The following is a 26,423-nucleotide window of genomic DNA, read 5'->3' on the forward strand; positions in this document are numbered from 1 at the left end:
GATAGGATTCAAATCGAAACGGATTCCAGGACAAGCCTGTCAAAACATTCAATGCTCAAGACACTGCTCATTTCCAAAGTAAACCAACTCGGCGACAACGTCGTGTACCTGCCCGTCGTGCAGTCGCTTGTGGAGGCGTATCCGGACTGGCGCATAGTGGTGCTGACGAGTCCGACAGCGGCTAGATTGTATGAAGTCTGCTGCCCTGAAGTGGAAGTCCATACTTACGCAACGGCCGAGTTTAATGGTGCCTGGCGGCATCCCGCGCGCCTTTGGCATTTTTGGCGGGATATTCGAAGCATCAAGCCGGACGCATGCCTGCTCGGCAGTGATCAGGGAAGTGTGGCGCACTTCCTCGCAAGGTTCAGCGGCGCCCGTTTCGTAGTCGGGCCGCTGTCCGAGCGGGTGAAGCTGAATGCACTCCTGAATCTCCGTCTGCCCTCGAAAGGTGATGAACATGTGGCGATCCATAACTGGCGCATCGCCCAGGCACTGATACGCCATTTGAAGCTGCCGGCTTTGCCAGAAAACATGCCGCCTCCGGACTTGAGCGCCTTTGGCCGTGAAGAACATGGGTCGGTGGTGATGCATGCGGGGGCGAGCCGTGCCTACAAGCGCTGGCCGCTGGAACGCGGCATAGAGCTGGTGAACCGGCTGTCTGCCCAGCATGCAGTGACGTGGTTCGAACAGGGTGAAGCCGGTGAGACAATGCTGAAGCCGCAGGTGCGGAGAGTAAAACCGGGGTCCTTGGATGAACTGGTACGCGTGATGGCAGGTGCGAAGTACTTCATCGGCAACAATTCGGGACCGATGAACATCTCCTCGGCTCTTGGCGTTCCGGGCACGATCTTCAACGGTCCTTCGACCTCCAACTGGGATCCGCCCTGGCATACGGACGGTTTTGACATTCTGCGTGATCCCAAGCTGGCCTGCCAGCCGTGTGACCTGCTTTCGCACCCGGTGAATGCCTGCCAGAACAAGGAGCGGCCTATGGCCTGCATGGACCGCTGGAGCGTGGACGAGGTGCATCGGAGGATCGAAACGCGGCTAGCTGCGGCTTGAGTCCGTCCACTGCCGATTGACGAACAGATGAACGTCATCGCAGGCGGTTGAGGTTTTGATGCGTTCAAAACCGTGGCTCGCAATTTTTCTGCAGAGGGCGTCCTGCTTCGCCGGCTCTGCAGGGTGAATTTCGATGATGAGGTAGTGAACACGGCGAAGACTATCGGCGGAGTCACCCAGCAAGACTTCGTACTCAGCGCCTTCGACGTCCATTTTGCAAAGATCCACGGCTCCGTCGCCAAAGCCGCGATGTATGATTTCGTCCAGCGTAAGCACCTCGATAAGAGCATCCTCATTCGCGGTGCCATCCGCCGCGCCATAGATGGAAAAGCCGGTGCCACCTGATGGAAATGAAAGCGTGAGTTCACGCGGATGACCGCCAATGGCGACATTCAGGAGCTTTGGTCGAAGCCCGATGTTTTGCCTGATGTTGAGAGCGAGCCGGGAATGAGTGAAGGGATTGACCTCTACACACGTGAGGGCGGAGAACTCGAAGCCGAGGTCGAGGCAGAGCAGCGGGAAACCGCCGCCATTGGCACCGAGGTCCAGCAACCGTAACTGACGCGGCAACTGCATTTCCTTGAACAGCTCCCGATACATCGGGCCCGTAATGCAATCACGAGTACCGTTTTGATCTCCCGCCAGATGGTCGATGAGGAACTTTAGCCCGCCCTTCGAATAGATCGTCCAGCCCAGCCGACGGCCCAGCAGTCGCTGGCATAGCGTGAAAAACACCCGATCGAACCGGGTGATAGCGCGCAGGCCAGAAAGGGCATTGGAGAACTTTTGAAGCATGAAATCAGGCTTTCGAAACTTCGCCGCAGCGATCTGTCCTGACCGACGCAGGGGTGAAGAAACGTTTTGAGCAGATGACGCGACCACTGCTCATGCGGCGAGCTGGTGCTGAATGAATGCGGCCCATTGAGCAGCGACGGCGTCATTGGTGTAGAGCCTGCGAGTGCGTTCGAGCTGGCTCTGAGCGATGGTGGAACCATTCATCACACCGCGAATTCGCTCAGCAAGCGCCCCAGCATTTCCATGAGGAAAAACGGCTTCTTCATGACCGATGACTTCGGGGATGGCGCCGCTGTCGGAGCCAAGAGTGGCAACACCGCAGGCCATGGCTTCAATGAGGACATGGCCGAACTGTTCTTCCCAGCAGAGCTGCATGGTGTGCACCGGCTTGCTGGCGAGTACGAAGACATCAAGGCAGCGCAGGAAGGCAGGAATTTCGAAATGCGGACGGGAAGGCAGCAGATGCAGCCACGTCCGTGTTTGCTGCTGCTCTTTAAGCCAGGGGTCGAGACTGCCGGAGCCGACCATGGCAAGATGAACGTTCTGCAAAGACTCACATGCCTGAAGCAGTTCGGGGAGGCCTTTTTCTTCGGTCATGCGACCGCAGTAACCGATGATGAAAGCGTCTGCGGGCAACCCGCAGTCCTGGCGCAATGCGGCGCGCTCGGCAGATGAAGCCGGCAGATGATTGTCCAGATCCACCCCGAGTTGCGGAGCCACGAGTACTTTGTCTTCACGCGCGCCACGCCGCTGCACGAGCTTTGATGCGGCTTGATTGCCCGCGATGATAAAATCGGTCGTGGCAGTCATGGCCCGATAGATGGGAGCGAGAAGAAGTCCCTTCCAGCTGGGACGCTCGACGTTTTCCCAAGTGAACTCCCCGAACAAAGCATGCGATTGAAGGAGGGATTTCCAAAACCGAGCCTGCCAGCAGACACGGGCCCAGGGTTCATTTTCGACGAGCACCACATCAAAACGTCGCGAACGCATGACGGCGGCGAGGCCTGAGTAGTGAAAGGTGGTACTAGATCGACCCGAGCGCGGCAGGCGGATGAGCTGGTAGTTGCGCGTGGAGGCGTCGGAGTCGTTGTCGTAGTCGGACGAGGGGCGCCCAAGTACCAGATGCTGCTCACGGGTGGAGGTGACGCAGACGAGATCGAAATGTGCGGCGAGCGCCTGCAACTTCTTGCGATTCTCGAGCGCGGCATAGGTGTGGCTGATGAGCAGGAGGCCGGGTCTCATGCAGGGGATGAGGCTGCGCCGAAGGCTGCTTCTGAGATGGCAGAATCAGCGGTAGATGCCTCGGCAAAAATTTGCTCCCAGTCTTCACCCGCAGGCAGGATGCTGTGGCGTTTGAGGAGCAGCTGGCGTGAGTTATCCAGAGCGGCAAGGAAGTCGGGGGAGTCGCGCTGGTCTTCGATTTGATGACAGGCCTGCGCCCAGGCATCGGGATCGAGATTGTGGAGCATCGGCACGGGATAGTGGCACTCTGAAAAGAGTTCGGTGAGGCCCATGCTGTGATTGGCGAGCACTGGCACGCCGGCGGAGATGGCTTCCATCGCAGCGGTGAGTCCCGCAGGGTTATCACAGGGCACAATGGGGAGCAGCACCATGGGGGCCGCATGCAAATGCTCCAGGTACTCACGATGCGAGGCGTTCATGACGAGCTCAAAGCGCGGATTGGCAATCTCGTCGGCAAAGCGGGGGAGCAAAGACGGAATACGAGCCATGCGGGTGATGGAAAGACCGCCATGCAGCAGCGGGGCAACCATGGATTCGTCACGACTGATGTTGCCAGGGAGCAAGATGCGGGTTTTTGGCACATCGTCTGGAGGCTGAAACCAGCCGGTGTCGATTTTCCACGGACGTAGAATCACCCGGCGGGCACCTAATTGCTGCGCTGTGGTGGCGAACTGCTCGGATGTGATGCAGTCGAGCTGAAAGGCGGGCGAGGCATTTTGCAGGCTGGAGACGAGTCTTTGAAGCGCGGTGTCGTGGTAGGCGACACGACGAATGATTTTTCCTTCGGTAGAAAACAGGCCGCAGCGGGACAGAAGGAGCAGGACCGTGTAGTGCATGCCATTGAGGCAATAGATCATGCGCGCCCGGCGGAGGGTGCCATAGTGCTTCCAGACAAGGCGGAAAGCAGCGCCGAGGCGGCGGAGCGCACCGCCTTGTTTGCGGCTGTAATCGCATTCGAGCTGCTCATCATTCTGAAACCATGCGCCGACAATGGCCCGGCCATGGGACGGCATGGGCACTGCATCCAAGAAACGGCGAGGCCTGCCGCTGTAATCATACAGTGCATGAGGAGCCAGGACGACCAGTTGTGACGAATCAGCCATTGGGTAGATTTCGGTTGAACGGTGACGTGGCTGCATGCGCGAAGCAAGGGTGACGCATGTGGGGTGGAGGTTGTTCCGGCAGCTGCTTTTTCACCCGCAGTCCTTCCTGATGAATGATGCAGGCATTCAGCCCCCCGGCGATGAACCAGCAGAAGAAATTCACCGGAAAAGTCGAGGTGACATTGCCGGCAAAGATGTTGTGGACAAGGAGACCGAACAAGATGCCAACCATCCACAGGCAGATGCTGAAGACGGGCGTGCCACGCAATCCGAGCACGCTGCGGTGAAACGAATGCAGGGCCAAAGCCGCAATGATGAGGAGGATGCCGAGCGGCAGCCAGCCGATTTCCAGCAGAAGATTGGAGATGAGGTCATGGCTGGCAACGAGGTGTGCCTCATGCAAATCTGCCGCGCCTTTGGTGCCGTAGCCAAACATGGTCCACATGAGAGGGTTGTGCGCAATGTCATGCATGCCGTCGAGGCGGTCACAGATGGTCCAGAAGCGCGAGAACTGCACGCCGATGGCGGTGCCGCCAAAGTTTTCGAGCGCCCAGAGGGTGAGCCTGGTGACGGCATTGATCAGTTCCTGAGCAAAAATACAGGCGGTGACAAACATGGTGGCCACGGTGGCGTAAAGAGTCGCGGTGCCACGTGCGCTGCGCAGCACCGGCAGCAGCAGGATAGGCAGCATCCAGTTGAGGTTGGCGATACGCGCCATGCTGGCGATGCAGGCAACGACGAAGAGGGCGAAAAGCACGAAACTCATGCCGCCCCAGGCCCGGGTGCCGGTGTCGCGATGATGGCGACGGACCATGAGTGCCAGGCAGGCGCAGACTGCGCAAGTGGTGCCAAAGGGCGAGCTGTCCACCAATGTGGAGAATGGGCGTGGACGGACGTCATCGAGATGCTTGGAGAGCACGGTGAGACCGGACTGAAGGTATTCGATTTCGAAGTCGCTCAGGCCGAAGATCTGCTGCTTAATGCCATACAGAGCGACAGGGATGAAGACGATGAGGCAGTATTTGATGAAGGCGATGATCTGCGCCGGAGTGCGAAAGATGCAGGGAACCACAAAGAGCAGGAACATGTAGGCCGCGCCGTCCGCGAGCTGCGTGGCGGCCGCATTGAAGCCACTGCCACTGCGCAATGCGGAGACACCGGAAACGATGAAGCCGAGGAAGCAGACGAGCAGTGAAACGAGCTTGCGCCGGTGATGCAGGCTGCCGTCATGGAGTGAACGAACCAAGGTCCCGATGCAGATGCCAGCCAGCGTCAGCGGGCAAAGCGCGCGCACCCACAGGATGTCGTTCATGGTGACATGGCCGTCGAAGACCATCATGCGCTTGAGCAGGTCGCTGTAACCGGCATAGAGCACCATGAGATAAAGAGCCAGGCGCGGCTGGAGAACCGCGAGGATGAAGGAGCCGATGGACAGAAACTGGGCCAGCGCGCCGATGGTGTTGCCACCACCGAGCAGCACGGACAGCATGACATAGACGGCGCCGAGGCCGCCGAGGAAGATGATGAAAGCCCTGCCTTGCATAAAAAATCAGGAGTGCAGCAGCGAACGCATGCGCAGCCATGTGAAGCGTGGCAGCCCCAAGAACGCACGAGTCATGAGGCCTGAGACGTTCAGACGGAGCCAAGGTGAGAGATAGGTCCACACCACCCAGGCCAGCGTGTAGGAAACCAGCGTGGCCCATGCCGCGCCGACACCGCCATGAGCGGGAATCCAGAGCATGTTCAGCGAGGCGTTCACGGCGACGGCAACGACGACGGAAGGGAGGTTTGCGGCCAGCTTGTCCTCCACTGTCAGAACCTGTGTGCGGGCGATGCCGATGGCGTACGGAATGAAAGCCCAGGCATGCACGCGCAGCATTTCAGAACTGCGGGCGAAGCCTTCGCCAAATGCCAACGACATCCAGGGGGATAGCAGCAGCAGTCCGGCGGCCACGGAGCAAGCGAGCACTGCGGAGGCGGAAAAGTAATCGACCACGGTTTTTTCAAAGCGCGGAGTTCTGTGCTGGCGATCCTGCAACAGGCGCGGCAGGAACAGCGTGGCAAGAATGCCCGGCATGAAATAGGCCATTTCAGAAACGCGCACTGCAGCGCCATAGATGCCTGCCTCTTCAGCCCCCCGCAGCCATTCTATCATCATGGTATCAAGACGGAACAGCAGGATCAGCGCAGCTTGGGAGGCAAGCTCCGGCCAGGAACGGGTGACAAGTGCGAACGCGCGTGAAAACTGAAAGGCACGCCATTTGACGCTGCCGCCGCAAAGATGGAACACAAATGCGCAGAGCGAGATGAAGATCCAGCCTTCCAGCGCATAAGTCAGGGCAAAAAACCACAGCGGCGCCCGATACCAGATGCCCGCTGCAATGCAGGCGGCGCTGACGATGAAGCCGGTAAACTGGGCAATGACGGACTGCGACACACGCCCGTGAGCCTCCAGCCAGGAGAGGATTTCAGTGGCGGGATTGGTAAGCAGCTGCAAGCCGTAAACGACGAGCAGCAGCGTTCCTTCCGGTTTGCGCCAGCCGATCCATGCGATTAGACCGGCGAAGAGAGATGCGGAAACGATGAACCGGGCCGTGATCGTGATGCCGAGCACGGCGGACTGGTCTGCGCCCTTCTTCATGAGTTCGCGGACGGTATAGCGGGCGAAGCCGAGCTCGCCAATGCTCGAGAGCACCGACACGGCGGCCATGGCGACGGCGATTTGGCCGAAGCCACTGCCGCCGAGATAACGCGCAAGCGCGCAGGTGAGCGCGAAGCTCAGCGCAAGGCGGACCACGCGCAGCGTCGTCGCAAGCGAGAAGGTTTTGAGGATGTGACTGCCAGCGGCCATGAAGGACGCGAAACGCGGGCTTAAGCCGCCGCGAAGCTTTGCTCCGCCACATCGCAGAGGAGATGCCCGATGAGGAGGTGGCATTCCTGAACGCGTGCGGTGATAGCGGAGGGGGCTTTGAAGCTCAGTGTGGCTTCAGCCGCGCAATCCGCACCTTTTTCACCGGTGAAGGCGATGGTGACACAGCCGCGTTTGTTCGCAGCCTGAAGGCCGAGAAGAACGTTTTTGCTGGTGCCTGAAGTGGAGATGCCGAGCACGACATCACCTGGCTGAGCGAGTGCCTCGATCTGGCGCGAGAAGACGGTGTCGTAGCCGAAATCGTTGCTGTGAGCCGTAAGGATCGAGGTGTCGGTGGTCAAGGCGAGACCTGCGAGAGCCGGGCGGTTGATGCGGTAACGCACAACGAGCTCGGCGGCGAGATGCTGTGCATCGGCGGCGCTGCCACCGTTGCCGAAGAAAATGATTTTCTTCCCGTCCTTCAACGCGGCAAGCCAGGCGGCGGCCAGCGGAGCGATCTGATCGCTCATCGCATTCAGTTTGGCGATAGCATCCTGATGCTCGCTGAGATGTGTTTTGAAAAGAGAGGCGAATTCGGTGCTCATTTGGATGAGAAGGCTGCCAGCAGCTCGGCTGGTGTCAATGTGGCGGTGCCGAGCTTGCCAACGACGATGCCGCTGGCGTGGTTCGAGATTTCGGCGGCTTCGCGCAGGCTGTGCCCGCTGGCGAGAGCGAGTGTAAGCAGGGCGATGGCGGTGTCTCCAGCGCCTGAGACATCGAAGACTTCACGTGCACGAGTCGGGATGTGGTGCGGAGGCTGGCCGCGCTCAAACAACATCATGCCCTGCTCCCCGAGGGTAACGAGGACACTGGCGACGTTCCATTTGGCGAGCAGCACGCGGCCCACCTCGAGGAGCTCGTTGTTTTCGAGTGGGGCTTCGGTCAGCAGGTGGTCTTCGAGACCTGCTGCAGCAAAGGCTTCGAAGCGGTTTGGCTTCACCAGCGAGACGCCGGCCCAGGGCAATGGATTGCGAGGGGAGGGATCGACGGTGACGATGAGCTTGTGCTCGGCAGCGATTTTCGCGACCACCTGCATGAGCTTTTCAGTCATGAAGCCCTTGCCGTAGTCTTCGAGGATGATGGCGTCGAGATCAGGCGCGAGGTCACGCAGGCGCTGCTCCACTTCGATGAGCTCGTCATCGGTTAGCGGCAGCAGTTTTTCGCGATCGACACGAACGATCTGCTGCTGGCGTGCGGAGACGCGTGCTTTCGAGATCGTGGGCAACGTGGGATGGACGAGAAGCGGAGCGGGATCAACCTTGTCTTCGATCAGGAGCGCGCGGAGCTTGTCTGCGGCCATGTCCTTGCCGACGCGGCCCATGAGATGGGTGTTTGGTGAGAAGGGCGAGATGTTGCGGGCGACATTGGCAGCACCACCGGGATAGAATTCCTCGCGGGTGACTTCGACGATGGGGACGGGCGCCTCCGGCGAAATGCGGCGAACATGCCCCCAGATGAAGTGATCGAGCATGACATCTCCCACCACGAGGATACGGCCTTGCGCGAGGCGTTGGAGATGATCGCGGGTGAAGGTCATTTGCGGCGGCGTGCGCGGACGGCGGCGGCGAGTTCGTCGAGCATGTCTGCCGTGGTCTCCCAGGAGACGCAGGCATCGGTAATGCTCTGGCCGTAGGTGAGGGGCTGGCCGGGCTTGGTGTCCTGGCGGCCTTCCACGAGATGGCTCTCAATCATCACGCCGGTGATGGCGGTGCTGCCTGCGGCGATTTGTTCGGCAAGTGAAGCGGAAGCGATGGGCTGCTTGCGGTAGTCCTTGAGGCTGTTGCCGTGGCTGCAATCCACCATGACACTGGCGGGCAGGCCACGGGCGGTGAGTTGATCAGCGACGGTCTTGATGGAGGCCGCATCGAAATTCGTACCCGCTTTGCCACCACGCAGGATGACGTGGCAGGCGTTGTTGCCTTTGGTGTTCACGATGGCGGCGACGCCGTCTTTGGTCACGGAGAGGAAGCAGTGCTGGCCTTTGGCGGCCTCGATGGCATCCAGCGCGACCTGAATGCCGCCGTCGGTGCCGTTTTTGAATCCCACGGGCATGGACAGGCCGGAGGCGAGCTGGCGGTGCACCTGGCTTTCTGTGGTGCGTGCCCCGATGGCGCCCCAGGCGACCACATCGGCGATGTACTGCGGGGTGATCACATCCAAGAACTCTGTGCCGGCAGGGACGCCGCGTTTGGTGAGTTTGATGAGGAGATCGCGTGCGCCACGGAGGCCTGCGTTGATGTCGAAGGTACCGTCAAGATGTGGATCGTTGATGAAGCCCTTCCAGCCGACGGTGGTGCGCGGCTTTTCAAAATAGACGCGCATCACGATCTCGAGATCAGCGGCGTATTTCTCGCGTGCCTGAATGATGTGCTGAGCGTATTCGAGCGCCGACTTGGTGTCGTGGATTGAACAGGGGCCGACGACGACAAGCAGGCGGTCATCCTTCAAGGTCAGGATGGCTTCGGCGCGTTTGCGCGAGTCTTCGATGAAGGCGGATTCCAACTCACCCAGACGGAACTCATGCATGAGCAGGGCTGGCTGAATGAGGGGAAGGATTTCGGCGACGCGAAGGTCGTCAGTGGGATGGGTGCGGCTCACGGCAAAAAAGGGGGGCAAAAAGCGGGCGCGCAGAATGGAGGAAACTGGCGGCGGTGGAAACCGAAAGTTCAGAGAAGATGCGAAATCTCAGTCATGCGGCAAGCTGCCGCCCGTGGTGCCCATCACAAAGGCACCATCGCAGGTCGATGGGATTGGAGTGCGCACAGGACGCAGGCATGTGAGGCCAATTGTGGGTGTCCACTCATAGCAAATATGCCAATTACGGAAATTTGCATGGTTTGGGTATTTTAGCAAAGCTAAATATCCGGCAATCCTTCACGAAACACCTGTGCGAGGCTCTCGGATTTGCTGCGTGAACAAGAAAAAAGGCGGTCGTTGCCGACCGCCTTTCGTGAGTTGTTGAAGGAGCCGAGCTCTTAGAGGTCTTCACCCACGGCGTAACGCACGAAGCGGCGCACGACGAGGTTTTCGCCCAGTTCGGTGATCTTGCCTTTGATCAGATTCGCGATGGTGATTTCGGGATCTTTGATGAAGGCTTGTTCGAGCAGGCAGTTGTCGGCATAGAATTTCTCCATTTTGCCGTCCACGATTTTGTCCACGATGTTCGCGGGCTTGCCTTTGACCAGTTCGGCGCCGATCTCACGCTCCTTGGCGACGAGGTCCGCAGGGACGTCTTCGCGCTGGAGGTAGCGAGGGTTCGAGGCGGCGATGTGAAGGGAGATGTCCTTCACCATGGCCTGGAAGTTGTCATTGCGGGCGACGAAGTCGGTTTCGCAGTTCACTTCGATGAGCACGCCAATGCGGCCTGCCATGTGGATGTAGGAGGCGATGATGCCTTCCTTCGTCTGGCGGTCGGCCTTTTTCTCGGCCTTGATGGTGCCGCTTTTGCGGAGGATGGTTTCAGCCTTCTCAAGGTCGCCGGCGGCTTCCGTGAGAGCTTTTTTGCATTCCATCATGCCTGCGTTGGTCTTTTCGCGCAGGGTCATGACGAGTTTAGCGGAGATTTCAGCCATGTGTCGGTTGGGGGGTGAAATGGATTACTTCTTGGCTTCAGCGGTGGCGACGATGACGGGGTCGATCAGCTTCTGCAGGATGATGCGGATGGAGCGGATGGCGTCGTCGTTGGCGGCGATCGGGTAGTCGATGATGTTCGGGTCGGCGTTCGTGTCGACGAGGGCGACGATCGGGATCTTCAGACGGCGGGACTCATGAACGGCGATGTGCTCGCGGGCGGAGTCAACGATGACGACAGCGTCAGGGATCTTGCCCATGTGACGGATGCCGCGAAGATTGCGCTCAAGCTTGATACGCTCACGGTTGAGGCCGGCGAGCTCCTTCTTGGACATGAGCTTGAACTCAGGCTTGCTCTCAATCTCTTCGAGGTAATTGAGACGGGCGATGCTCTTCTTGATCGTCTCCATGTTGGTGAGCGTGCCGCCCAGCCAGCGATGATTGACGTAGTACTGGCCGCAAGCTTCGGAGGCCTGCTTGACGGCTTCCTGAGCCTGGCGTTTGCAGCCGACGAAAAGGATTTTTTTGCCGCGGCGAGCGAGGTCGGCCAGGAATTCAGCGGCCGTGTCGATCTGCTTGACGGTTTCCTCGATGTTGAGGATGTGAATCTGGTTTTTGGTGCCCATGATGAAATTCTTCATCTTGGGGTTCCAGCGCTTGGTTTGATGTCCGAAATGGACTCCGGCTTCGACGAGCTCGGCGAGGATCTGTGTTGACATGTATTTGGTATCTAAAGGGCCTGTCTTCCGCACGTTTTGGGGGCAAAACGCTCAGCCACAAGGGCTGATCCGGTCGAACGGGCTTAGGTTTGAATCCTTTGGCCTGACCAACATGGCCCGGCAAAAGGGGCGCGATGTTACCGGCATCCCCAGCTACGGCAAGCAGTTTTTCTCCTGCGGAATCGTCACACAAGGGCGATTCTCCACGGGTCAGCACTGAAAACGCAGCCGCCTAGGCCCGCCTGCGGTGCATCCATAGTGGCAGGATGCCCAGCAGCAGGAGCAAAGCACGGGCGGGTTCAGGAACGACGACCAGGGTCAGCGATCCACTGCCGCTGAAGTCGAGGATCTGCCAGGTGAGGCCATAGGTGCTGAGATCAGGCAGGTCCAGATTGCCCTCGTTGCCGATGTTGGCCCCCGTGCGGTTGTTGGTGCCGGTGCTGAAAACGGAGGTGGTGCCTGTGTCGAGCACCGTGTTCCAGTCCAGCAGCACGAAGGTGTCGCCGAGAGTGGGATTGTAGGTGTCACCATTCACCACGATATTGCTGTTACCGTTCAGGGTGAGCGCGCCGCCAATGAGAATTTTGTCTGAGGCGAGGGTGGACGTTCCGCTGGAACCCGTGATCTGGAGCTCGATCACGGTGGTGGCAGTGACCGGGGTGAAGATGAGTTCGCTGGTGGTCAGTGTCCCGACTGCGGTGCCGCCGGCGTCACCGGGACGGACGGTGCCTTGAGTGACAGTGGTGGTGCCTTGAACCTGGCCTGTGCCCGAAAGCACCGCATCGGCACCATTGAGAATGATCTGGCCGGTGCCTGTCTGGCCGCTGCTGGAGACACCCACTTGAAGATTGCCTGCGGTGACGCTGGTGGTGCCAGTTTGTGTGCTGGTGCCGCTGAGCACCAAGGTGCCTGCACCTGTCTTGTTCAAAGCACCCTCTCCGCTGAGGGAGCCGCTGACGGTCAGGGTCTGGCCCGAGGCGACATCGAGGGTGCCACCGTTGCTGCCGAGAGTGATGTTGCGCTTGGCGCTGCCGCCGTTGTCGAGCGTCACCGAGGCGGTGGCGGAGAGGGTGCCGCCATTGAGGTTGACTGAAGCACCCGTGGCGACGGCCCCGAGATTGGCATTGCTGCTGATGCTGGTGGTGCCGCCATTGAGATAGGTGGCACCGGTGTAGTCATTGGTGCCGGAGAGGATCAACTGGCCGCCACCGCTTTTGGTGAGGCCGACAGCACCCGTCAGGGTGGCATCCACCGTGAGGGCGCCGCCAGCGGTCGTGTTGTTCTGGATGATGATGATGTCCTGGCCGTTTCCAGAAGTGATGGAGCCACCGGTGATGCGGGTGGCATTGCCAGCGACGGCCGGGGTGACGAGAATGCCTCCGCTGTCGATGGCGTGAGTACCGTTGAGGCTGAGTGTCGTTGGGGTCGTGCCGTTATTGAACCGGATGCTGCCGACGGTGACGTTGGCATTGAGGGTGACACTGGTGGTGAGGTCGAGATTGGTGGATGCGGTGGTGGCGGCGGTATTGGAGTAGGACCCAGAGGCCAAAGCGACGATTTTGCCGCCAATGAAGGTGGCCCAGTCTGTGGAATTGGTTAAGGTGCCGCCCCCATTGTCGAAATAGTAAGTGGCGTAGCCGCCGATGATGCCGGAGGCGGTGTTCGTCCCTGTGGCTGCAAAGCCCACACTGCCGCTGCCATTGGCGCTGAAGGCTACGGTGCCACCGGTTTCGCGCGTCACTGAGCCGAGGGTGAGCATCATTGCGCCTCCTCCCACCCGGATTAGATTCACCACGGACGATCCCGCGCGGACGATCACTCCGTTCAGAGTTTGAAAGTTTGGCCCCACCGTGCTCTGCTGCTGCAAAAATGTGCCGCCGCCGAGGATGAGCGTAGAGCCGGAGTCAATTATGTTGTTGGCTGGCCCACCACTGCCGAAGAGAATCTTCAAAGTGCCACCATTTACCGTCGTTGCCCCCGTGTAAGTCTGGGCGGCGCTGAATGTCTGAATTCCTGCGCCCACCTTGGTGAGGGCACCGGATCCGCTCAGGACACCGGAATAGGTTTGTGAAGTGCCGTTGTTTCCTATGATGAGTGTCACGGCACCGGAGGCATTGTCGGTGAGCGCAAGGTCAGTCGTGCCACTAAGGCCGCCAAAGGTGAAGGTGTGGCTGGCGACGGATGAATCGAATATGATACCGGTGCCACCGGTGGTGACGGTGCTGCCTTGCAAGGCGAGGCTGTGGGCGAGGACGAGACTGCCGGAGGTGACGGTGGTGGCTCCGGTGAAGGTGTTGGCTCCCGAGAGAGTGAGGACCGAGTCTGCCGCGCCATTGAGGGTGAGGGCCAGTGTGCCCGTACCGCCATTGCGCAAGGTGCCGGCATAGGTGTTGGTGATGCCGGTGCCGAGAGAGACGGTGAGAGTGCCGGCGGTGGTGGAGCCGTTTTCCACAGTGGCGGTGCCGGGTGTGGTGGCATCCGTGCTCAAGCCGGTGACGGTGAAGCTGTTGCCGTTGAGCTGGAACTTGGTGCCCGAGGTGGCGGCCGCGCCGAAGGCGAGTGCGCCATTGGCGGTGCCATAGGCCGTATTGGCAGCAGGCGTGCCGAGTGTCAGGATACCGCCAGCATTGATGGTGAGCGGTCCGCCAAAATTGATGGTGGAGGTGCCGGAGCTGCCGCCATTGGTCTGCGGAGAGAGGTAGGTGCGGGTGCCCGCAGAAACGGTGATCGCATTGGCCAAGGTGAGCGAACTGCCCCGGGCCACGCCAACCTGAAGAGTGCCGCCACTGGCCTGAATGGCGCTGTTTCCTGCGGAACCAGCATTGAGCAGCAGCACGGTGCCACCGCTGAGCGACAGGCCGTTGGTAATTGTGTTGACCGCAGAAAGCGTCAGCGTGCCGCTGGTGACGTTCAGATCGGTGAGAGTGATGGTGCTGGCCAAGGTCTGGATGGCTCCCGAGACAGTCAGCCTGCCACTGCCGGTGAAGGTGCCGCTGTAGGTCTGGGTGCCGGAGGAGAGGGTCAGCGTCTGGCCCGTGGCAAGATTCACCACACTGAACGTCGCGGAGCCGCCGCTGAGCGCACCGATGATTTCGCTGGTCTGAACATCGAGGGTGTTGGTGGATGATCCGGTGCTCATGGCGACGAGCCCTGTGTCCGCTATGGCAGAACCGCCCATGATCTGGAGGGTGGAAGCACTGATTGTCGTGGCTCCGGTGTAGGTGTTCGTTCCTGAAAACACCAGCGTTCCTGACCCGCCGATCGTCACGCCACCAGCGCCGGAAACATTGCCACTGATGTGAAAGCGGCTGCCGGCGACGGCTGTGCTGAGCATGGCGGTCTTGCCACTGGCGATGGTGATGTTTCCCAGCCAGGCGACGGACAGAGTGATGTTGGTGGCGATGTTGGTGCCGAGACTGCCCGAATTGACGAAGTTCAGCGTGGTGCCGGAGGCGTAGTTGTAGTTGGTTGACCCACCGGTGTTCTGCCGGATGTCGAGGCCGCTGCTGTTGATGTTGATGGTGGACAGGCCATTCAAGGCGCCGCTATTTTCCAGCAGAGTGGCGGCACCGGTGGTGTTGACGTTGAGAGTGCCGCCTCCAGCGAAGGATGAGTTGTTAAGCCAGATGCGTGTTCCCGTGAGGGTGACAGAGCCGGTGGCGATCAGCGCGGTGGAAATGGTGGGGATGACTCCGGTGACGTTGTTAATAATGGCACCGTTACTGAGCGTTATGGAAGTGCCACCGCTGAGGAAGACCGCACCCTCTTCAAAGTACAGTCCATTGGCAGACTGCGCGCCGCTGACGGTGATGGTCCCAGTGGTGCCATTGGTGCCGGCGGAAAAGTGCAGGTCGTTGGTGCCGTCGGTGGTGCTTTGAAAGGTGTTGTTCACGCCGGCTGGATCGGTGTTCCAAAAAAGACTGCTTCCCCAAGTGCCGGTGGCGGCACCTGAGCCGTCGACGGTGCCGTTGGTGTCCCAATAGAGGTCATTGGCAGCCTGAAGATCGACATTGAGACAGAGCATGACGCTCCAAGCGATAACCATGAAATTCCGCTTCAGGCACGGACACTGAACACGCAGCGATAACGCTGCAGTCTGAGGAGGAGTGACTGAAGATGAAAAACGGAGGGCGGCAGCTGGGGTAAAGGCGGCTTTCAAATCAACGAGGTTTTTTTTACCAGACATGTGTCCTGGCAGAGGTGGGGGGGAGACGAGTAGCATACGCTACAAGGCCAGTATTTTCGACAGCAAATGCCGCTCCAAGACCTGGAGCAAACACAGCACCGGATTAATCTCGTAGAGCACCCTGGCGGTGAGCGCTACACCAGCTTTGCAAGTGCGTCTGGCAGGGGCAAAACAAAGTCCATTTTTTCCTCTGTCGCGGGATGGATGAAATGGAGCTCGCTGGAGTGGAGACCAAGGCGTCTGGCGGGATCGGTGGTGGCACCGTAGGGCTTGTCTCCGACGATGGGATGGCCCATGTCGGAAAGGTGGACACGGATTTGATGGCGCCGTCCGGTTTCGAGCTTCAGCTCGACGAGCGTGGTGTGATGCGTGCGTTTGAGAACCTTAAAATGGGTGATGGCCTCGCGGGTGTCTTCATCCGGCGGGACGCTGCGGACGCGGAGGGAGAACTCTTCATTGAGATGGCAGCGCAAGGTACCGGAATCCCGTTTGATGACGCCTTCGGTGATGGCGAGGTAGGTTTTGTCAAAAAGGTGCCAGTTCTGCTGCAGGATGCGCTTGAAAGGCTCTGTCTTGGCAAAGACGATGAGGCCGGAGGTGTCGCGATCCAGGCGGTGGACGATCCAGACGCGGTTGCGGACATCGGTGCCGCGCACGTGGTCGGTGAGTGCGGCGTAGGCGGTGCGGCCACTGCCGGAATCTGTGGCCACGGTGAGCCAGCCTGCGCCTTTGTTCAGCACGATGAGGGCCTCGTCTTCATACACGATGCTGAGACCGGCAGGCAGGGGCTTGACGTTGGCACGCGGGGCGCGCTCCACCTTGATGGTGATCTTGTCGCCGGGCTTGAGCTTGTGGTCGTGGCGGGTCACGGCGTGGTCATTCACGCGGACGCTGCCGTATTTGAGCCACTGCTTGAGGCGCGTACGCTTCATGTCCGGCCAGTTTTCAAAAAGAAAAGGCAGGAGTTCGGTGGCTGCGGTGACGGTGCGTTGCTCAGGCATGGGGTCACATGCCACGGAAAAAAGATGCTGGCTAAGGAAAAGCGGGATGGCACGTTCCTGCTGAGCTCAAAAACGCGCCTTCCATGTCCCTGCTCCGCCCTTCCCTGATCGTTTCATTCCTAGCTGTCTCATCCGCCTTTGCGGCGGATTTCCAAAAGGACATCCAGCCCATTCTGGAGCGGAACTGCTATGAATGCCACAGTGAGAAAACCGGGAAAAAGAAGGGGGGCTTTGTCTTTGATGACCTGAAGACCTTCAAAATGGACATCGCCGACAATGACGTGGCGCAGATCCGCCCGGGAAAACCTTCGGAAAGCCATTTCCTGGAAGTCATCGTCAATGACGGCAAGAACCACATGCCGCCCAATGAAAACCTATCCGGCGCAGAGATCAAAAAGATCACGGAATGGATCAGCGAAGGGGCAAGCTTTGACAAGGATGCGCCGAAACTGACCCCGACAGTGGTCAAAAAATCACTGCCACCGATCATGAGTTGGACCAGCACCGAGGGCAAAACGATCAAGGCGGGCTTTGTGCGGCTGGAGGGCGAATACGTGGTGCTGCGCATGCCTGCCAACGGCAAGGAGGCATCCGTGGCGCTGACGAGGCTGTCCGAGGCCAGCCAGAAGCTGGCGCGTGATTGCGCAGCGCCTTGACCTTACATTTCCGCAAGTGCGTCACTCACGGCGGATTCCAAGGGGCGTGAGCCGCTGCCGCCGAGACGTTCGTCGAGAGCTTCAAGACGCTGGATGAGATCCGCCACGTGCTTGCGTGGATACATGCCCCCGGCCTCGGCACAAAAGTGGGTGCGGCAGCCAAAGGGGCGATTTTTGTAGATGGTGCAGCGGCCATCGCGACCCAGCAGGGGGCAGGCGCCGTCGGGATGAGGTTTGAGCGCCTTGCGTCCGCTGGCACGGACTCCCTGGGCTGCATATAGAGCCTCCCCCCGGGTGAGCATGGGGGTGTGACCTGCCAGCCGGAAGTGGCAGCAGCCGGTGCGCATTTCACACTGTCGGGGCAGCGGCCGACGCTCCAGCTCGGCGTAAATCGCCTCGATTTCATGGCGGTGGTCTGGCTTTGGTGGTTTCATGCGGGGGGAACATGCAGCATGGCTGCGCTAGCAGGGGTGGCACGCGATTTTTGCAAAGCGTCATTTTGAGATTTGAGATTTCCCATTCCGCCCCCATCGTACGTGCCCGTGATGCCTTTGCAGTCCAGTTTTCGCGCCACCCGGGGTCAACAACCACCTACTAGAGACACCTGAATCACGCATGAGTCTGCCTGAAATCGCCGGACATGAATTGCAGGACCTAGTCGGCAGCGGGCGGTGTGGTGCCGTGTATCGGGCGGTGTCCAGCAATGGCAAAGCCTGTGCCGTGAAGGTGTTTAGTTCGATGGCGATCAATCGCAAAGCGCTGGCGACGGCCTTCCGCGCCTTGCAGCAGATGCCGCACCATCGCGGTGTGCTGCCGGTGGAAAGCTACAGTTTTGACAGAACGCCCTACTTTTGTGTGATGCCGCTGGTCGGCGTGATGACGAAGGACAGCCATGGCCGCCGTCAGTGGCAGACACCGACGCTGGAATCCGCCTGCAACGGCCTGCCACCGGAGCAGGCCTGGCGCCACATCTATGAAGTCGCCGATGCCCTCTCCTGGCTGCACAAGCACGGCATCCCGCATGGCAACCTGCGCCCATCAAACATCCTGCTGGAGGATGATGCGGAGTCTTCGATCCGTCTGACCGACATCGCTCAGGGCTGGGTGGGGGGGATTCATCATCTCGAACTGACGGATCACTTTGTGCATCTCTGCCCCGAACAGGCGGAAAACCCGGATGGGGTGTTTGCAGGCTATGGGCCGTCGTGGGACGTGTACAGCTTTGGCGTGCTGGCGTACCGTCTGCTCAATGGCGTGCTGCCACGCGGTGCTGACATGTGGGCGAGCGAGGTGGAACGTGCCCAGAAGCAGGCGGCATCGGGGCTGGCGGTGCAAGTGAACAGCAATGCGCTGCTGGCCGCCGTCAAAGCGCAGCCGAAAATCTACTGGCCGCAGGAAGCACAGTCCAAATGGGAGGAGCGCCGCCGCAGCATCATCGAGCGGGCCTTGGATCTGAACCCGGCTGCACGCTGGGCGGACATGCGCGAGATCGTGCGTGAGTTTGAGGTGCTGGAAAGCGACTACCTGCTCGAAGAATCGCGTGAACAGACTGTACGCGAGCGTCAAAAACAGGCGAAGAAGCTGCTCACGTGGCAAACCGCAGCGACCTTACTGCTGATCATTTTCGTGCTCTGCTTTGTTTACGCCTTCAAGACCCAGCGACAGCTGAACAAGGCGGAGAACACCATCTCCAACATCCATGAGGTTAATAAGATTAAAAGTGATGAGCTCCAAAGCCGCATCGACCTGCTGACAAGTGAGCGCGACAACGAGCGCAGCGCCAAGGCGATGGCTGATCAAAATCTGCAGAACTCGCAGAACGCGGTGGACCAGTTTCTGACACAACTACTGCAGACCCCCACGGGCAATGAGATGGAGGCCAGCTTTCAGAAGGAGCAGCTCCATGACGCGCTGGCCTACTGCATGCGCGGGCTGCCTGCGTTGGAACAATCCCCCGCACTCGGCATCGAACGGCTGCGTGCCTATGGCAACATCGGCCAGCTGCACCTCAAGCTGCGCAACAGCGTGCAGGCGGTGGTTTACCTTACCAAGGCGCGTGATCAGGCCGCTGAATTGATCCGTAAAGCAACCGGAGAAGGAGCCCAGACAGCACTCTACCAGCAGTGGCTGGGCCGCTACAGCCTGCTGCTCTCCGACATCCGCGGACGCGAGGGCCGCCATGTGGAATCCCTCACCCTTCTCAAGGAAGCCACGGTCAATCTGGACAAGGGTCTGGCGGCTGATCCGAAAAACCGCCTCGCGCGCAATGAATGCGCCCGCGCATGGCTCGAATACGGCCTGCGCACGCTGCGCAATGGAGATGTGGCCGACTCCGAGCAGGCGCTGGCGCGCGTGCCGACGATTCTCGATGCCAAGATGATCGGTCACGACCTGATCAACGACGAAAAATTCATCCTCGCACGGGCCAAGTTTGCCAAAGGCATCAGCCAGCGTGATGCGGGCAAGGTCGAGGAGGCGCTCAACACGCTGATCGATTCCGTGAAGGACATGGGAGAACTGGTGCTCGGCAGCAGCCCGCGCAACCAGGACCAGGCGTTGCTGCTGGCGGAGGCCTACACCGAACTGGCAGAACTGATTGGCCGTCACTTCAGCGGTACGGATGCCAAAGAGGCGCATAACCAGGCCGTCCCGATCCTGCTGGAACTCAATCGTCTGCTTCCAGAGTGGGGCGAGGTGAAGTACCTGCTCGCCCGCAATTATGGTGCCCTGGCTTCACTATCACGCGATGCTGGCAACCCGGCTGAGGCAAGCAAGAAGAAGCAAGACGCCATCGAGCTGGTGAACGAAATCCTCGCGGACGACAAGGAGAATGTACGCTACGGCTTTCTGCTGGCCAAACTGCGCGGGGAATACGCCGAACTGCTCGCTGACACTGGCAAAACTTCCGCCTCACTTCCGATTGCAAAGCAGGCCGTGGAATCGCTCGAAGCACTCATCAAGGCGCAGCCTGCCAATGACAACCTCACCCCGGAGCGACGCATGTGGGCCAGCCAGCTGGCACAACTCTATGGCTCGCTGGGCCACACCAGCGAGAGCGCCGGCAAAAAGACCGAGGCAAAGGCTGCCTTTGCCAATGCCGTGGCGATCTGGGAAAAACTTGCCTCCGCCATCGCCAATGACGAGGCCATTCAGACGGGCCTCAACTGGAGCAGGGGCCGCCTCGCGAAGTTGAAATGAGCCTTGATGACAAACAGCAGTCGCTCATCGACGACCTGAACATCATTCACGACCCGCACGAACGTCTGAACGCGGTCGTCATGCGCGGGCATGCGATGAAGCTCGATGAGGCGCAAAAAACTGAAGCGAATCTTGTACCCGGCTGCGTCTCGCGCGTCTGGCTGCATGGTGAACTTGTGAATGGCCGCACACGCTTCCTCTGCGATGCCGAATCCCCCATGGTGAAAGGTCTCGCCGCGCTGCTCTGCGAATTGTACACCGATGCCGAACCTGCCGAAGCCGCTGTGGTCGAGCCTCGTGTGTGGGAAGCCTGCGGCTTCACGAAAATGCTTTCGCCCACGCGTTTGAACGGACTGGCCAACATGCGCCTCAGGATCCGCGACATGGCGAACCAGTTTATCACTTCCAACTCGTCCCTCTAAGCATGCTGCGCCTGCAAAACTTCCATGGTGCTGAACTGGCACCGCATCTCGATGCGCTGGGCGAACTGCGAATCGCGGTGTTTCATGAGTATCCCTACCTGTATGCCGGCACATTGAAGCATGAGCGCGAGTACCTGGGAACCTATGTGAAGTCCAGTGGCAGTCTGGTGGTGCTGGTGTTTGATGAGGAGCGGGTCGTGGGTGCCACTACCTGCCTGCCCATGGTTGATGAAGGGCCTGAATTTCAAGCGGCGTTCGTGCAGGCAGGGTATGATCTCTCCACCATCTGCTACTTCGGTGAATCGATCCTGCTACCCGCCTATCGCGGCCAGGGCATTGGCAAAGATTTCTTCGTGAGGCGAGAAGCTCACGCTCGAAAGCTGGGCATGAAACTCAGTACGTTCTGCGCTGTTGACCGCCCTGCCGAGCATCCTCTGCGCCCGCAGGGCTATCGACCGCTGGATGAGTTGTGGCGCAGCCAGGGCTATTCAAAGCATCCGGAGCTGCAGGCGACGTTTGTGTGGAAGGAGATCGGTGAAGAGACCGAATCTCCAAAGACATTGACGTTTTGGATGAAGGAGCTGGCGTGATGGCGTGAGCTAGGGCCTGGGCCAGTTCAACTGCTTGTGCAGGAAGTTGAAGGTCCCCTGCCCGTTGATGGTGTGGCCGCCATTGAAGAACTCAATCTCTGTTTTTTCCTCCATGCCAAACTGGGCGTAGAGCCAGCGGGTCTTGGCATATTCATAGGCGACCCAGGGGTCGATGGAGACGCCGTCGTGATGACCGCGCTCGACCATGAACGGCCGTGGAAACATGAGGTAGGTGAGCTCGGCGTAGCTGAAAGTGCCGCCCATGTTGAAGTAGGGCATCTCCCACTCGTCCGTGAACATGAAACTGTGCTTGTCCTCGGTGGTGGCGACCTTGCGTGTCCAGTCGTTGAAATCACCGGAGCAGATGGAGAGGCAGTAGCCATCGAGCAATGGCGGAATACGCACAGCGGACTCCCCGCCATAGCTTAGCCCGTAGAAGCCGATGCGTTTGGCGTCCACCTGAGGGAGATCAGCGAGCCATTTGAGCCATTGCTGGTGATGGCGAAGCATGACGGAAAACATGGAGGCTTTCACTGTGTTGCCTTTGCGTGAGAGGGTGCGGTACTGCTCCTCTTCCTTGTACAAATTGTGCGGGGCGAGCGTGATGAAACCGCGCTCAGCGAGATGGGCGGCAAAGTCGTGATACGCGGGCTTGTCGCCTTCGATCACGTCTGATGGAATGCCATGGCGTCCATGCTGACAGACGACGACGGGACGCTTCTCTCCGGGCTGCAAATCTTTGGGCAGAAGAAGAACTCCCCAGGCGAAACCTTCACCACCGACATCCAGCACGACTTCGTAGCCGGTCCATTTGGGTTTGTCGTAAATCTTGCGCGTGCGTGGCCTGGGCGTGGGCAGCGGCGTGTCAATCCTGCCTATCACTTCGTCCCAGAACGTCTTGCGGAAGCCTTTGGCCGCAGCAATGAACTTGTCGGGCTTTTTGTCGGCAAACTGCGCGTAGGTCCAGGCATCATTGCGGAACTCCGGCATGGCCTTGAAGAGGAAGAAATCATTTCTGACCTGATCCGATCCACGGATCAAGCGCTGCACATGAGCCTCGATTTCCTTCATCTGAGCAAACTGGCGCACGGCAGGAAGATAAGTTTGGCGCAGGTTCTGGGGCGGCTCTTTGGACAGCGCCATGTTTGCATCGTGCTTGAGCAGCTTTGCGAAGGCGTTAGCCGCAGCAGCATCGCCGCGCACGAGTGAACGACGCTGCAGGCTGGGCGGCACCAGTGAATCAATGCGCAGATACTCCTCCTCCACCTCGTCAAACTCGGGCGTGCTCAGCCTTCCGGGCGCAGCCTGGCTCTTTTTGCCCTTGGGCTCCGGCGGACCGTCCACACTGGGTTCTTCCGCATACTGAATGACGAGTCCTCGGGGGGCGATGAGGGAAGCGATTTCGGCGTCGCCAAATTCGGCGAGGAGGCCCCACACATTGCGATACAGCGGCTCGCGCCAGGTGCGCTGGCGTGATTTGAAGTAACCGCTCACCAGTGCAGCGTCGATGCGCGGATCCACAGCGGCTGCGTACATGGCGATGAGCCCGCCTTCGCCATAACCTGCGATGCCAATCTGCTCGTTGCGATGAATGTTGATCCAGTCCACCAGCGCCAGCACCTTCTGCACCTCGTAGCCGATGATGTGCCGGCCCATCATGTAGGCCTGCCGGTGAATCCATTCACGATGAGGCATGTTCGTCATGAGGATCTCCGGATTGCCTGAGCCTGCATCACTTCGATTGATCAAGACCGGCACGATGACGGCGAAGCCATTTTCCACGAAACGACGGGCGATCTGCGCCTCTGGTGCCACACCCGAAGTCAGACCGGCGATCTGCTCCGGTGTCTGATCCGCATCCGGCAGTGCGATGATGTAGCCGCGAGGCTTGCCTTTCGGTTCCAACAGCAGGCCTTCTCCAGAGACTTGCTCCAACACCGGCCAGCGGACCTGATAGATGCGGTAGGTTTTCGTCTTGCCCACCAGCGCCAGGTTGGTCTCATCCCCGTAACGTTCCAGGGCCACCGGCACACGCTTGTCCTTGAGGCCGATGATGTGCTTGAAGTGTTCACGATTCTCGTGGACCGACTCCGCATAGGCTTGCGGAGTCGATACGTTGCGGTGCCAGTGCTGCGCTCGCGTTTTAAGCGAGTTGGCAATCAGCCGGTCCATTTCCTCCAGAGCTGCAGCGTGCATCTGCTCGGAGATGTCACCTTCCTTGATCAGAGGCTGTGTCTCAGGCAGTGTTTCCGGCTGCTGGGCCATTGCACGTGCTCCCAGCAACAAGGCAGCAAGAACGAGCGAAAGTTTCATGGAAATTAATCAACGCTCATCATGCCAGTCTTGCAAAGATGGTGGAATGAGAACAGCCTGAATTAAAGGCGGCGTTTGCCCGATGGGAGGGAGTGACACACCCCGGAACCAATTCACGACCGTACCCAGTCATCCTCACAAGTGATGGATTTTATTACCTTGGCGGGGATACCTGCAGCAATGCTTCGTGCGGGAATGTGTCCACGCATGATCGCCCCTGCCGCGACAACTGAATGATCACCAATGGTGGATCCTGGAAGGACCATGACACGAGCTCCGAGCCACACGTTTTTCCCAATGGTGATGCACTCCGACCTGACAGGCTCCGAGGGCTCAACTGCGTGAAAATCCGTGTCGTACAGCACCACCCAGTCGGCGATTTTTGTATTCGGCCCGATGGTGATGCCAGTCGAGCAACAGATGTTTACTCCATCGTTGATAAAGCAGCCATCACCGATGCTTAACTTGGCGTCTTTAAAAACATCGATCCTTGTCTGGGTCCGAAACGATCGAAAGCAGACACCACTCCCCAGATGAAATGCCCCTTGGTTGCGTATCACAGGCCAGCGGCCATCCACGTAGCCTCGTCCAGGTGTGACCACCTTGTGCATTTGACAGTATCTGGTGAAAAGAAGATTTCGAACCTTGTTAAGATACCGTTTCATGGTCGGAAGACTGCCAAGGGGTCGGTTGAATTGAAAGGACAGATTCCTGTCCCGCTCTTCAACGACACGACACCCGGCTGTTTTTCCGGAACATGCCAAGTCTCTATTTATAGGACCTTCTTAGAAGGATCCCATCTCGGTCTTCTGATTCAAGTGCCGGTCCAGTTCATACTTCCCGAGCGCCAGCGCACCAAGAAGGCCTGAGCGAGCGCCCAAGCCAGGAGAGACGATGAAGTCATCGATGCTGCGGCCGAGCTCGGGGATGCGGAGGTAGCCGTTGTTGAGCCTGTGGAGCTGGCCGCGGATGAGCGGAAGGATGTGCTCCTGACTCATGACGCCACCACCGAGAATGATGCGTTTGGGCGAAATGCTGAGGGTGAGGTTCATCAGCGCATGAGCCATGACATCAGCCACTTCTTCCCATGCGGGATGGTCGGGAGGCAGTGCGTCGGCTTTGACACCCCAACGAGAGGCGAGAGCGGTGCCGCTGACGTAGCCTTCAACGCAGCTTTTGTGAAACGGGCAGTGACAGGCCTGCTGAATCGCGGAAGAGTTGTGCGGTGGTGGCACCAGGAGGTGGCCAATCTCGGGATGCAGGGCACCGTGCAGCAGCTGACCGTTGATCAGCACTCCACCACCAACCCCCGTACCGACGGTGATGTAAATGAGCGGATCCGTATCCTGCCCGGCACCCCAGAGGTATTCACCGAGCACGGCGGCGTTCACGTCAGTGTCCCAGGCGATGGGCACGTGATAGCGGTCATGCAGCTTGGAAACGATGTTGGTGAACTGCCAGCCGGGTTTTGGCGTGGTGGTGATGTAGCCGTAGGTTTCGCTTTTTTTATCGAGATCGATCGGACCGAAAGAGCCGATGCCGATGGCGGCGATGGAGCCGTACTTCGACTTGGCCATCGACAGAAAGCGGGTCACCCCGGCGAGCGTGTCTTCCGGCGTGGTGGTGTCAATGCGCGTGACGTCCCGGACATCGTGAGGGCCGGTACCGACAGCACAGACGAACTTGGTGCCGCCGGCCTCGATTGCGGCGATGAGGGGGGCTTCTTCGCTCATGAGTGTGGACGCACGGCGGCGGAGTCACGAATGCCGAGACTGGAGTAGATCTCGCGCGTGGCGTGGGATTTGTTCAGGGTATAGAAATGGATGCCGTCGACGCCGTGATCGAGCAGATCGTGGCACTGCTCGGTGGCGTAGTGAATGCCGACCTTCTGCACGGCGGCTTCGTCACCACCGCAGCGCTGGATGGCGCGGAGGAGCTTGGCGGGGTAGCGGGCACCGGCGGCGAGTTCCGCCATGCGGCGCATACCTGAGGCGCTGGTGATCGGCATGATGCCGGCGATGATCGGGATGTTGATCCCGGCCAGCTGGCAGCGCTCGCGGAAGTCAAAAAAGTCGTGATTGTCGAAGAACAGCTGCGTGCAGATGTAGTCCGCACCAGCATCGACCTTGGCCTTGAGATAATCCATCTCCAGCACGCGGTTCGGCGTGGTGGGATGACCTTCGGGGAATCCGGCGACACCGATGCCAAAGCCACGCTTGTCAGGATGTGCACCACTGTCGTTGAACTTCTTGATGAAGGCCACGAGGTCGGCGGCGTGCTGGAAGGCGTCCTTCGAGCGCTCGTAGTTGGCGAGATTCTTTGGAGGATCTCCGCCGAGTGCGAGGATGTTGCTCACACCTGCCTTCGCGTAGCGTTCGAGGATGGCTGCAATGTCCGCCTCGCTGTGACAGACACAGGTGAGGTGCGGCACTGCATCGAGACTCGTAGTGGTTTTGATGCGCACGACGAGATCATGCGTGAGCTCACGCGTGGAGCCGCCCGCGCCGTAGGTGACGCTGACAAAGGAAGGTTTGAAAGCCTCGAGTTCGCCGATGGCCTGATACAGAGCTTCAAACGCCTCGGCGCTCTTCGGCGGGAAGAACTCAAACGAGAGTGTGGGACGCTGGTCTTGGAGGATGTCGGCGATGTGCATGTCGA

22 protein-coding genes are annotated in these 26,423 nt (G+C 59.4%); 5 read left to right on the forward strand and 17 right to left on the reverse strand.

What is annotated here, in order from left to right:
• Window positions 1-51: 51 nt before the first annotated feature.
• Window positions 52-1,062, forward strand: coding sequence for a glycosyltransferase family 9 protein (locus WAW39_RS14545; protein WP_422319924.1), 1,011 nt, complete (start codon window positions 52-54; stop codon window positions 1,060-1,062).
• On the opposite strand, the gene WAW39_RS14550 is transcribed toward WAW39_RS14545, so the two are convergent.
• The 12 genes from WAW39_RS14550 to WAW39_RS14605 all read right to left on the reverse strand — a co-directional run bounded on the left by WAW39_RS14550 (window position 1,048) and on the right by WAW39_RS14605 (window position 16,586).
• On the reverse strand, window positions 1,048-1,857 hold the full coding sequence (locus tag WAW39_RS14550; RefSeq protein ID WP_422319925.1) for an FkbM family methyltransferase: 810 nt from the start codon (window positions 1,855-1,857) through the stop codon (window positions 1,048-1,050). The genes WAW39_RS14545 and WAW39_RS14550 overlap by 15 nt on opposite strands.
• A 90-nt stretch (window positions 1,858-1,947) precedes the next feature.
• Window positions 1,948-3,099: a glycosyltransferase gene (locus WAW39_RS14555; protein WP_422319926.1), complete on the reverse strand. Its 1,152-nt coding sequence runs from the start codon at window positions 3,097-3,099 to the stop codon at window positions 1,948-1,950.
• Window positions 3,096-4,112, reverse strand: a complete 1,017-nt coding sequence (locus WAW39_RS14560) for a glycosyltransferase (RefSeq protein ID WP_422319927.1) — start codon at window positions 4,110-4,112, stop codon at window positions 3,096-3,098. Before WAW39_RS14560 ends, WAW39_RS14555 begins: the two co-directional genes overlap by 4 nt.
• An 82-nt stretch (window positions 4,113-4,194) precedes the next feature.
• Window positions 4,195-5,745 (reverse strand): hypothetical protein, encoded by a 1,551-nt coding sequence (locus WAW39_RS14565; protein ID WP_422319928.1) that lies wholly within the window; start codon window positions 5,743-5,745, stop codon window positions 4,195-4,197.
• 6 nt (window positions 5,746-5,751) lie between these two features.
• On the reverse strand, window positions 5,752-7,053 hold the full coding sequence (locus WAW39_RS14570; RefSeq protein WP_422319929.1) for a flippase: 1,302 nt from the start codon (window positions 7,051-7,053) through the stop codon (window positions 5,752-5,754).
• A gap of 20 nt (window positions 7,054-7,073) precedes the next feature.
• Window positions 7,074-7,580, reverse strand: a complete 507-nt coding sequence (locus WAW39_RS14575; protein ID WP_422319951.1) for an SIS domain-containing protein — start codon at window positions 7,578-7,580, stop codon at window positions 7,074-7,076.
• Between the two features lie 71 nt (window positions 7,581-7,651).
• Complete coding sequence (locus WAW39_RS14580) at window positions 7,652-8,647, reverse strand: bifunctional heptose 7-phosphate kinase/heptose 1-phosphate adenyltransferase (protein ID WP_422319930.1); 996 nt, start codon at window positions 8,645-8,647, stop codon at window positions 7,652-7,654.
• Window positions 8,644-9,708, reverse strand: coding sequence for a 3-deoxy-7-phosphoheptulonate synthase (locus WAW39_RS14585; RefSeq protein WP_422319931.1), 1,065 nt, complete (start codon window positions 9,706-9,708; stop codon window positions 8,644-8,646). Before WAW39_RS14585 ends, WAW39_RS14580 begins: the two co-directional genes overlap by 4 nt.
• A 377-nt stretch (window positions 9,709-10,085) precedes the next feature.
• Window positions 10,086-10,682 (reverse strand): translation elongation factor Ts, encoded by a 597-nt coding sequence (gene tsf / locus WAW39_RS14590; RefSeq protein WP_422319932.1) that lies wholly within the window; start codon window positions 10,680-10,682, stop codon window positions 10,086-10,088.
• 24 nt (window positions 10,683-10,706) lie between these two features.
• Window positions 10,707-11,399, reverse strand: coding sequence for a 30S ribosomal protein S2 (rpsB, locus tag WAW39_RS14595; protein ID WP_422319933.1), 693 nt, complete (start codon window positions 11,397-11,399; stop codon window positions 10,707-10,709).
• Window positions 11,400-11,631: 232 nt separating this feature from the next.
• Window positions 11,632-15,423, reverse strand: coding sequence for a beta strand repeat-containing protein (locus WAW39_RS14600; protein ID WP_422319934.1), 3,792 nt, complete (start codon window positions 15,421-15,423; stop codon window positions 11,632-11,634).
• A gap of 296 nt (window positions 15,424-15,719) precedes the next feature.
• Window positions 15,720-16,586, reverse strand: coding sequence for an RluA family pseudouridine synthase (locus tag WAW39_RS14605; protein WP_422319935.1), 867 nt, complete (start codon window positions 16,584-16,586; stop codon window positions 15,720-15,722).
• Window positions 16,587-16,669: 83 nt separating this feature from the next.
• Between WAW39_RS14605 and WAW39_RS14610 the strand changes: the two genes are divergently transcribed.
• On the forward strand, window positions 16,670-17,242 hold the full coding sequence (locus WAW39_RS14610; RefSeq protein WP_422319936.1) for a c-type cytochrome domain-containing protein: 573 nt from the start codon (window positions 16,670-16,672) through the stop codon (window positions 17,240-17,242).
• A 2-nt stretch (window positions 17,243-17,244) separates the two neighbouring features.
• Here the strand turns inward: WAW39_RS14610 and WAW39_RS14615 are convergent, their stop codons facing one another.
• Entirely contained in the window at window positions 17,245-17,676 is a 432-nt protein-coding gene (locus WAW39_RS14615; protein ID WP_422319937.1) for a YkgJ family cysteine cluster protein, read from the reverse strand.
• 181 nt (window positions 17,677-17,857) lie between these two features.
• Here WAW39_RS14615 and WAW39_RS14620 point away from each other — a divergent pair, with 181 nt between their 5' ends.
• The 3 genes from WAW39_RS14620 to WAW39_RS14630 are packed head-to-tail and all read left to right on the forward strand — an operon-like array spanning window position 17,858 to window position 21,452.
• Complete coding sequence (locus WAW39_RS14620) at window positions 17,858-20,440, forward strand: protein kinase domain-containing protein (RefSeq protein ID WP_422319938.1); 2,583 nt, start codon at window positions 17,858-17,860, stop codon at window positions 20,438-20,440.
• Window positions 20,437-20,862, forward strand: a complete 426-nt coding sequence (locus WAW39_RS14625) for a SufE family protein (RefSeq protein ID WP_422319939.1) — start codon at window positions 20,437-20,439, stop codon at window positions 20,860-20,862. Before WAW39_RS14620 ends, WAW39_RS14625 begins: the two co-directional genes overlap by 4 nt.
• 2 nt (window positions 20,863-20,864) lie before the next feature.
• Window positions 20,865-21,452: a GNAT family N-acetyltransferase gene (locus tag WAW39_RS14630; protein WP_422319940.1), complete on the forward strand. Its 588-nt coding sequence runs from the start codon at window positions 20,865-20,867 to the stop codon at window positions 21,450-21,452.
• A 9-nt stretch (window positions 21,453-21,461) separates the two neighbouring features.
• Here WAW39_RS14630 and WAW39_RS14635 read toward each other — a convergent pair whose 3' ends face one another.
• From WAW39_RS14635 to metF, 4 genes are all read right to left on the reverse strand, one after another.
• Window positions 21,462-23,765: a dienelactone hydrolase family protein gene (locus WAW39_RS14635; protein WP_422319941.1), complete on the reverse strand. Its 2,304-nt coding sequence runs from the start codon at window positions 23,763-23,765 to the stop codon at window positions 21,462-21,464.
• A 113-nt stretch (window positions 23,766-23,878) separates the two neighbouring features.
• Window positions 23,879-24,430, reverse strand: coding sequence for an acyltransferase (locus WAW39_RS14640; protein ID WP_422319942.1), 552 nt, complete (start codon window positions 24,428-24,430; stop codon window positions 23,879-23,881).
• A 120-nt stretch (window positions 24,431-24,550) separates the two neighbouring features.
• Window positions 24,551-25,498, reverse strand: a complete 948-nt coding sequence (locus tag WAW39_RS14645) for an ROK family protein (protein ID WP_422319943.1) — start codon at window positions 25,496-25,498, stop codon at window positions 24,551-24,553.
• Window positions 25,495-26,418: a methylenetetrahydrofolate reductase [NAD(P)H] gene (gene metF / locus WAW39_RS14650; RefSeq protein ID WP_422319944.1), complete on the reverse strand. Its 924-nt coding sequence runs from the start codon at window positions 26,416-26,418 to the stop codon at window positions 25,495-25,497. Before metF ends, WAW39_RS14645 begins: the two co-directional genes overlap by 4 nt.
• Between the last annotated feature and the right edge of the window lie 5 nt (window positions 26,419-26,423).

This window comes from Prosthecobacter sp., assembly GCF_049294395.1.
GTDB lineage: Bacteria > Verrucomicrobiota > Verrucomicrobiia > Verrucomicrobiales > Verrucomicrobiaceae > Prosthecobacter.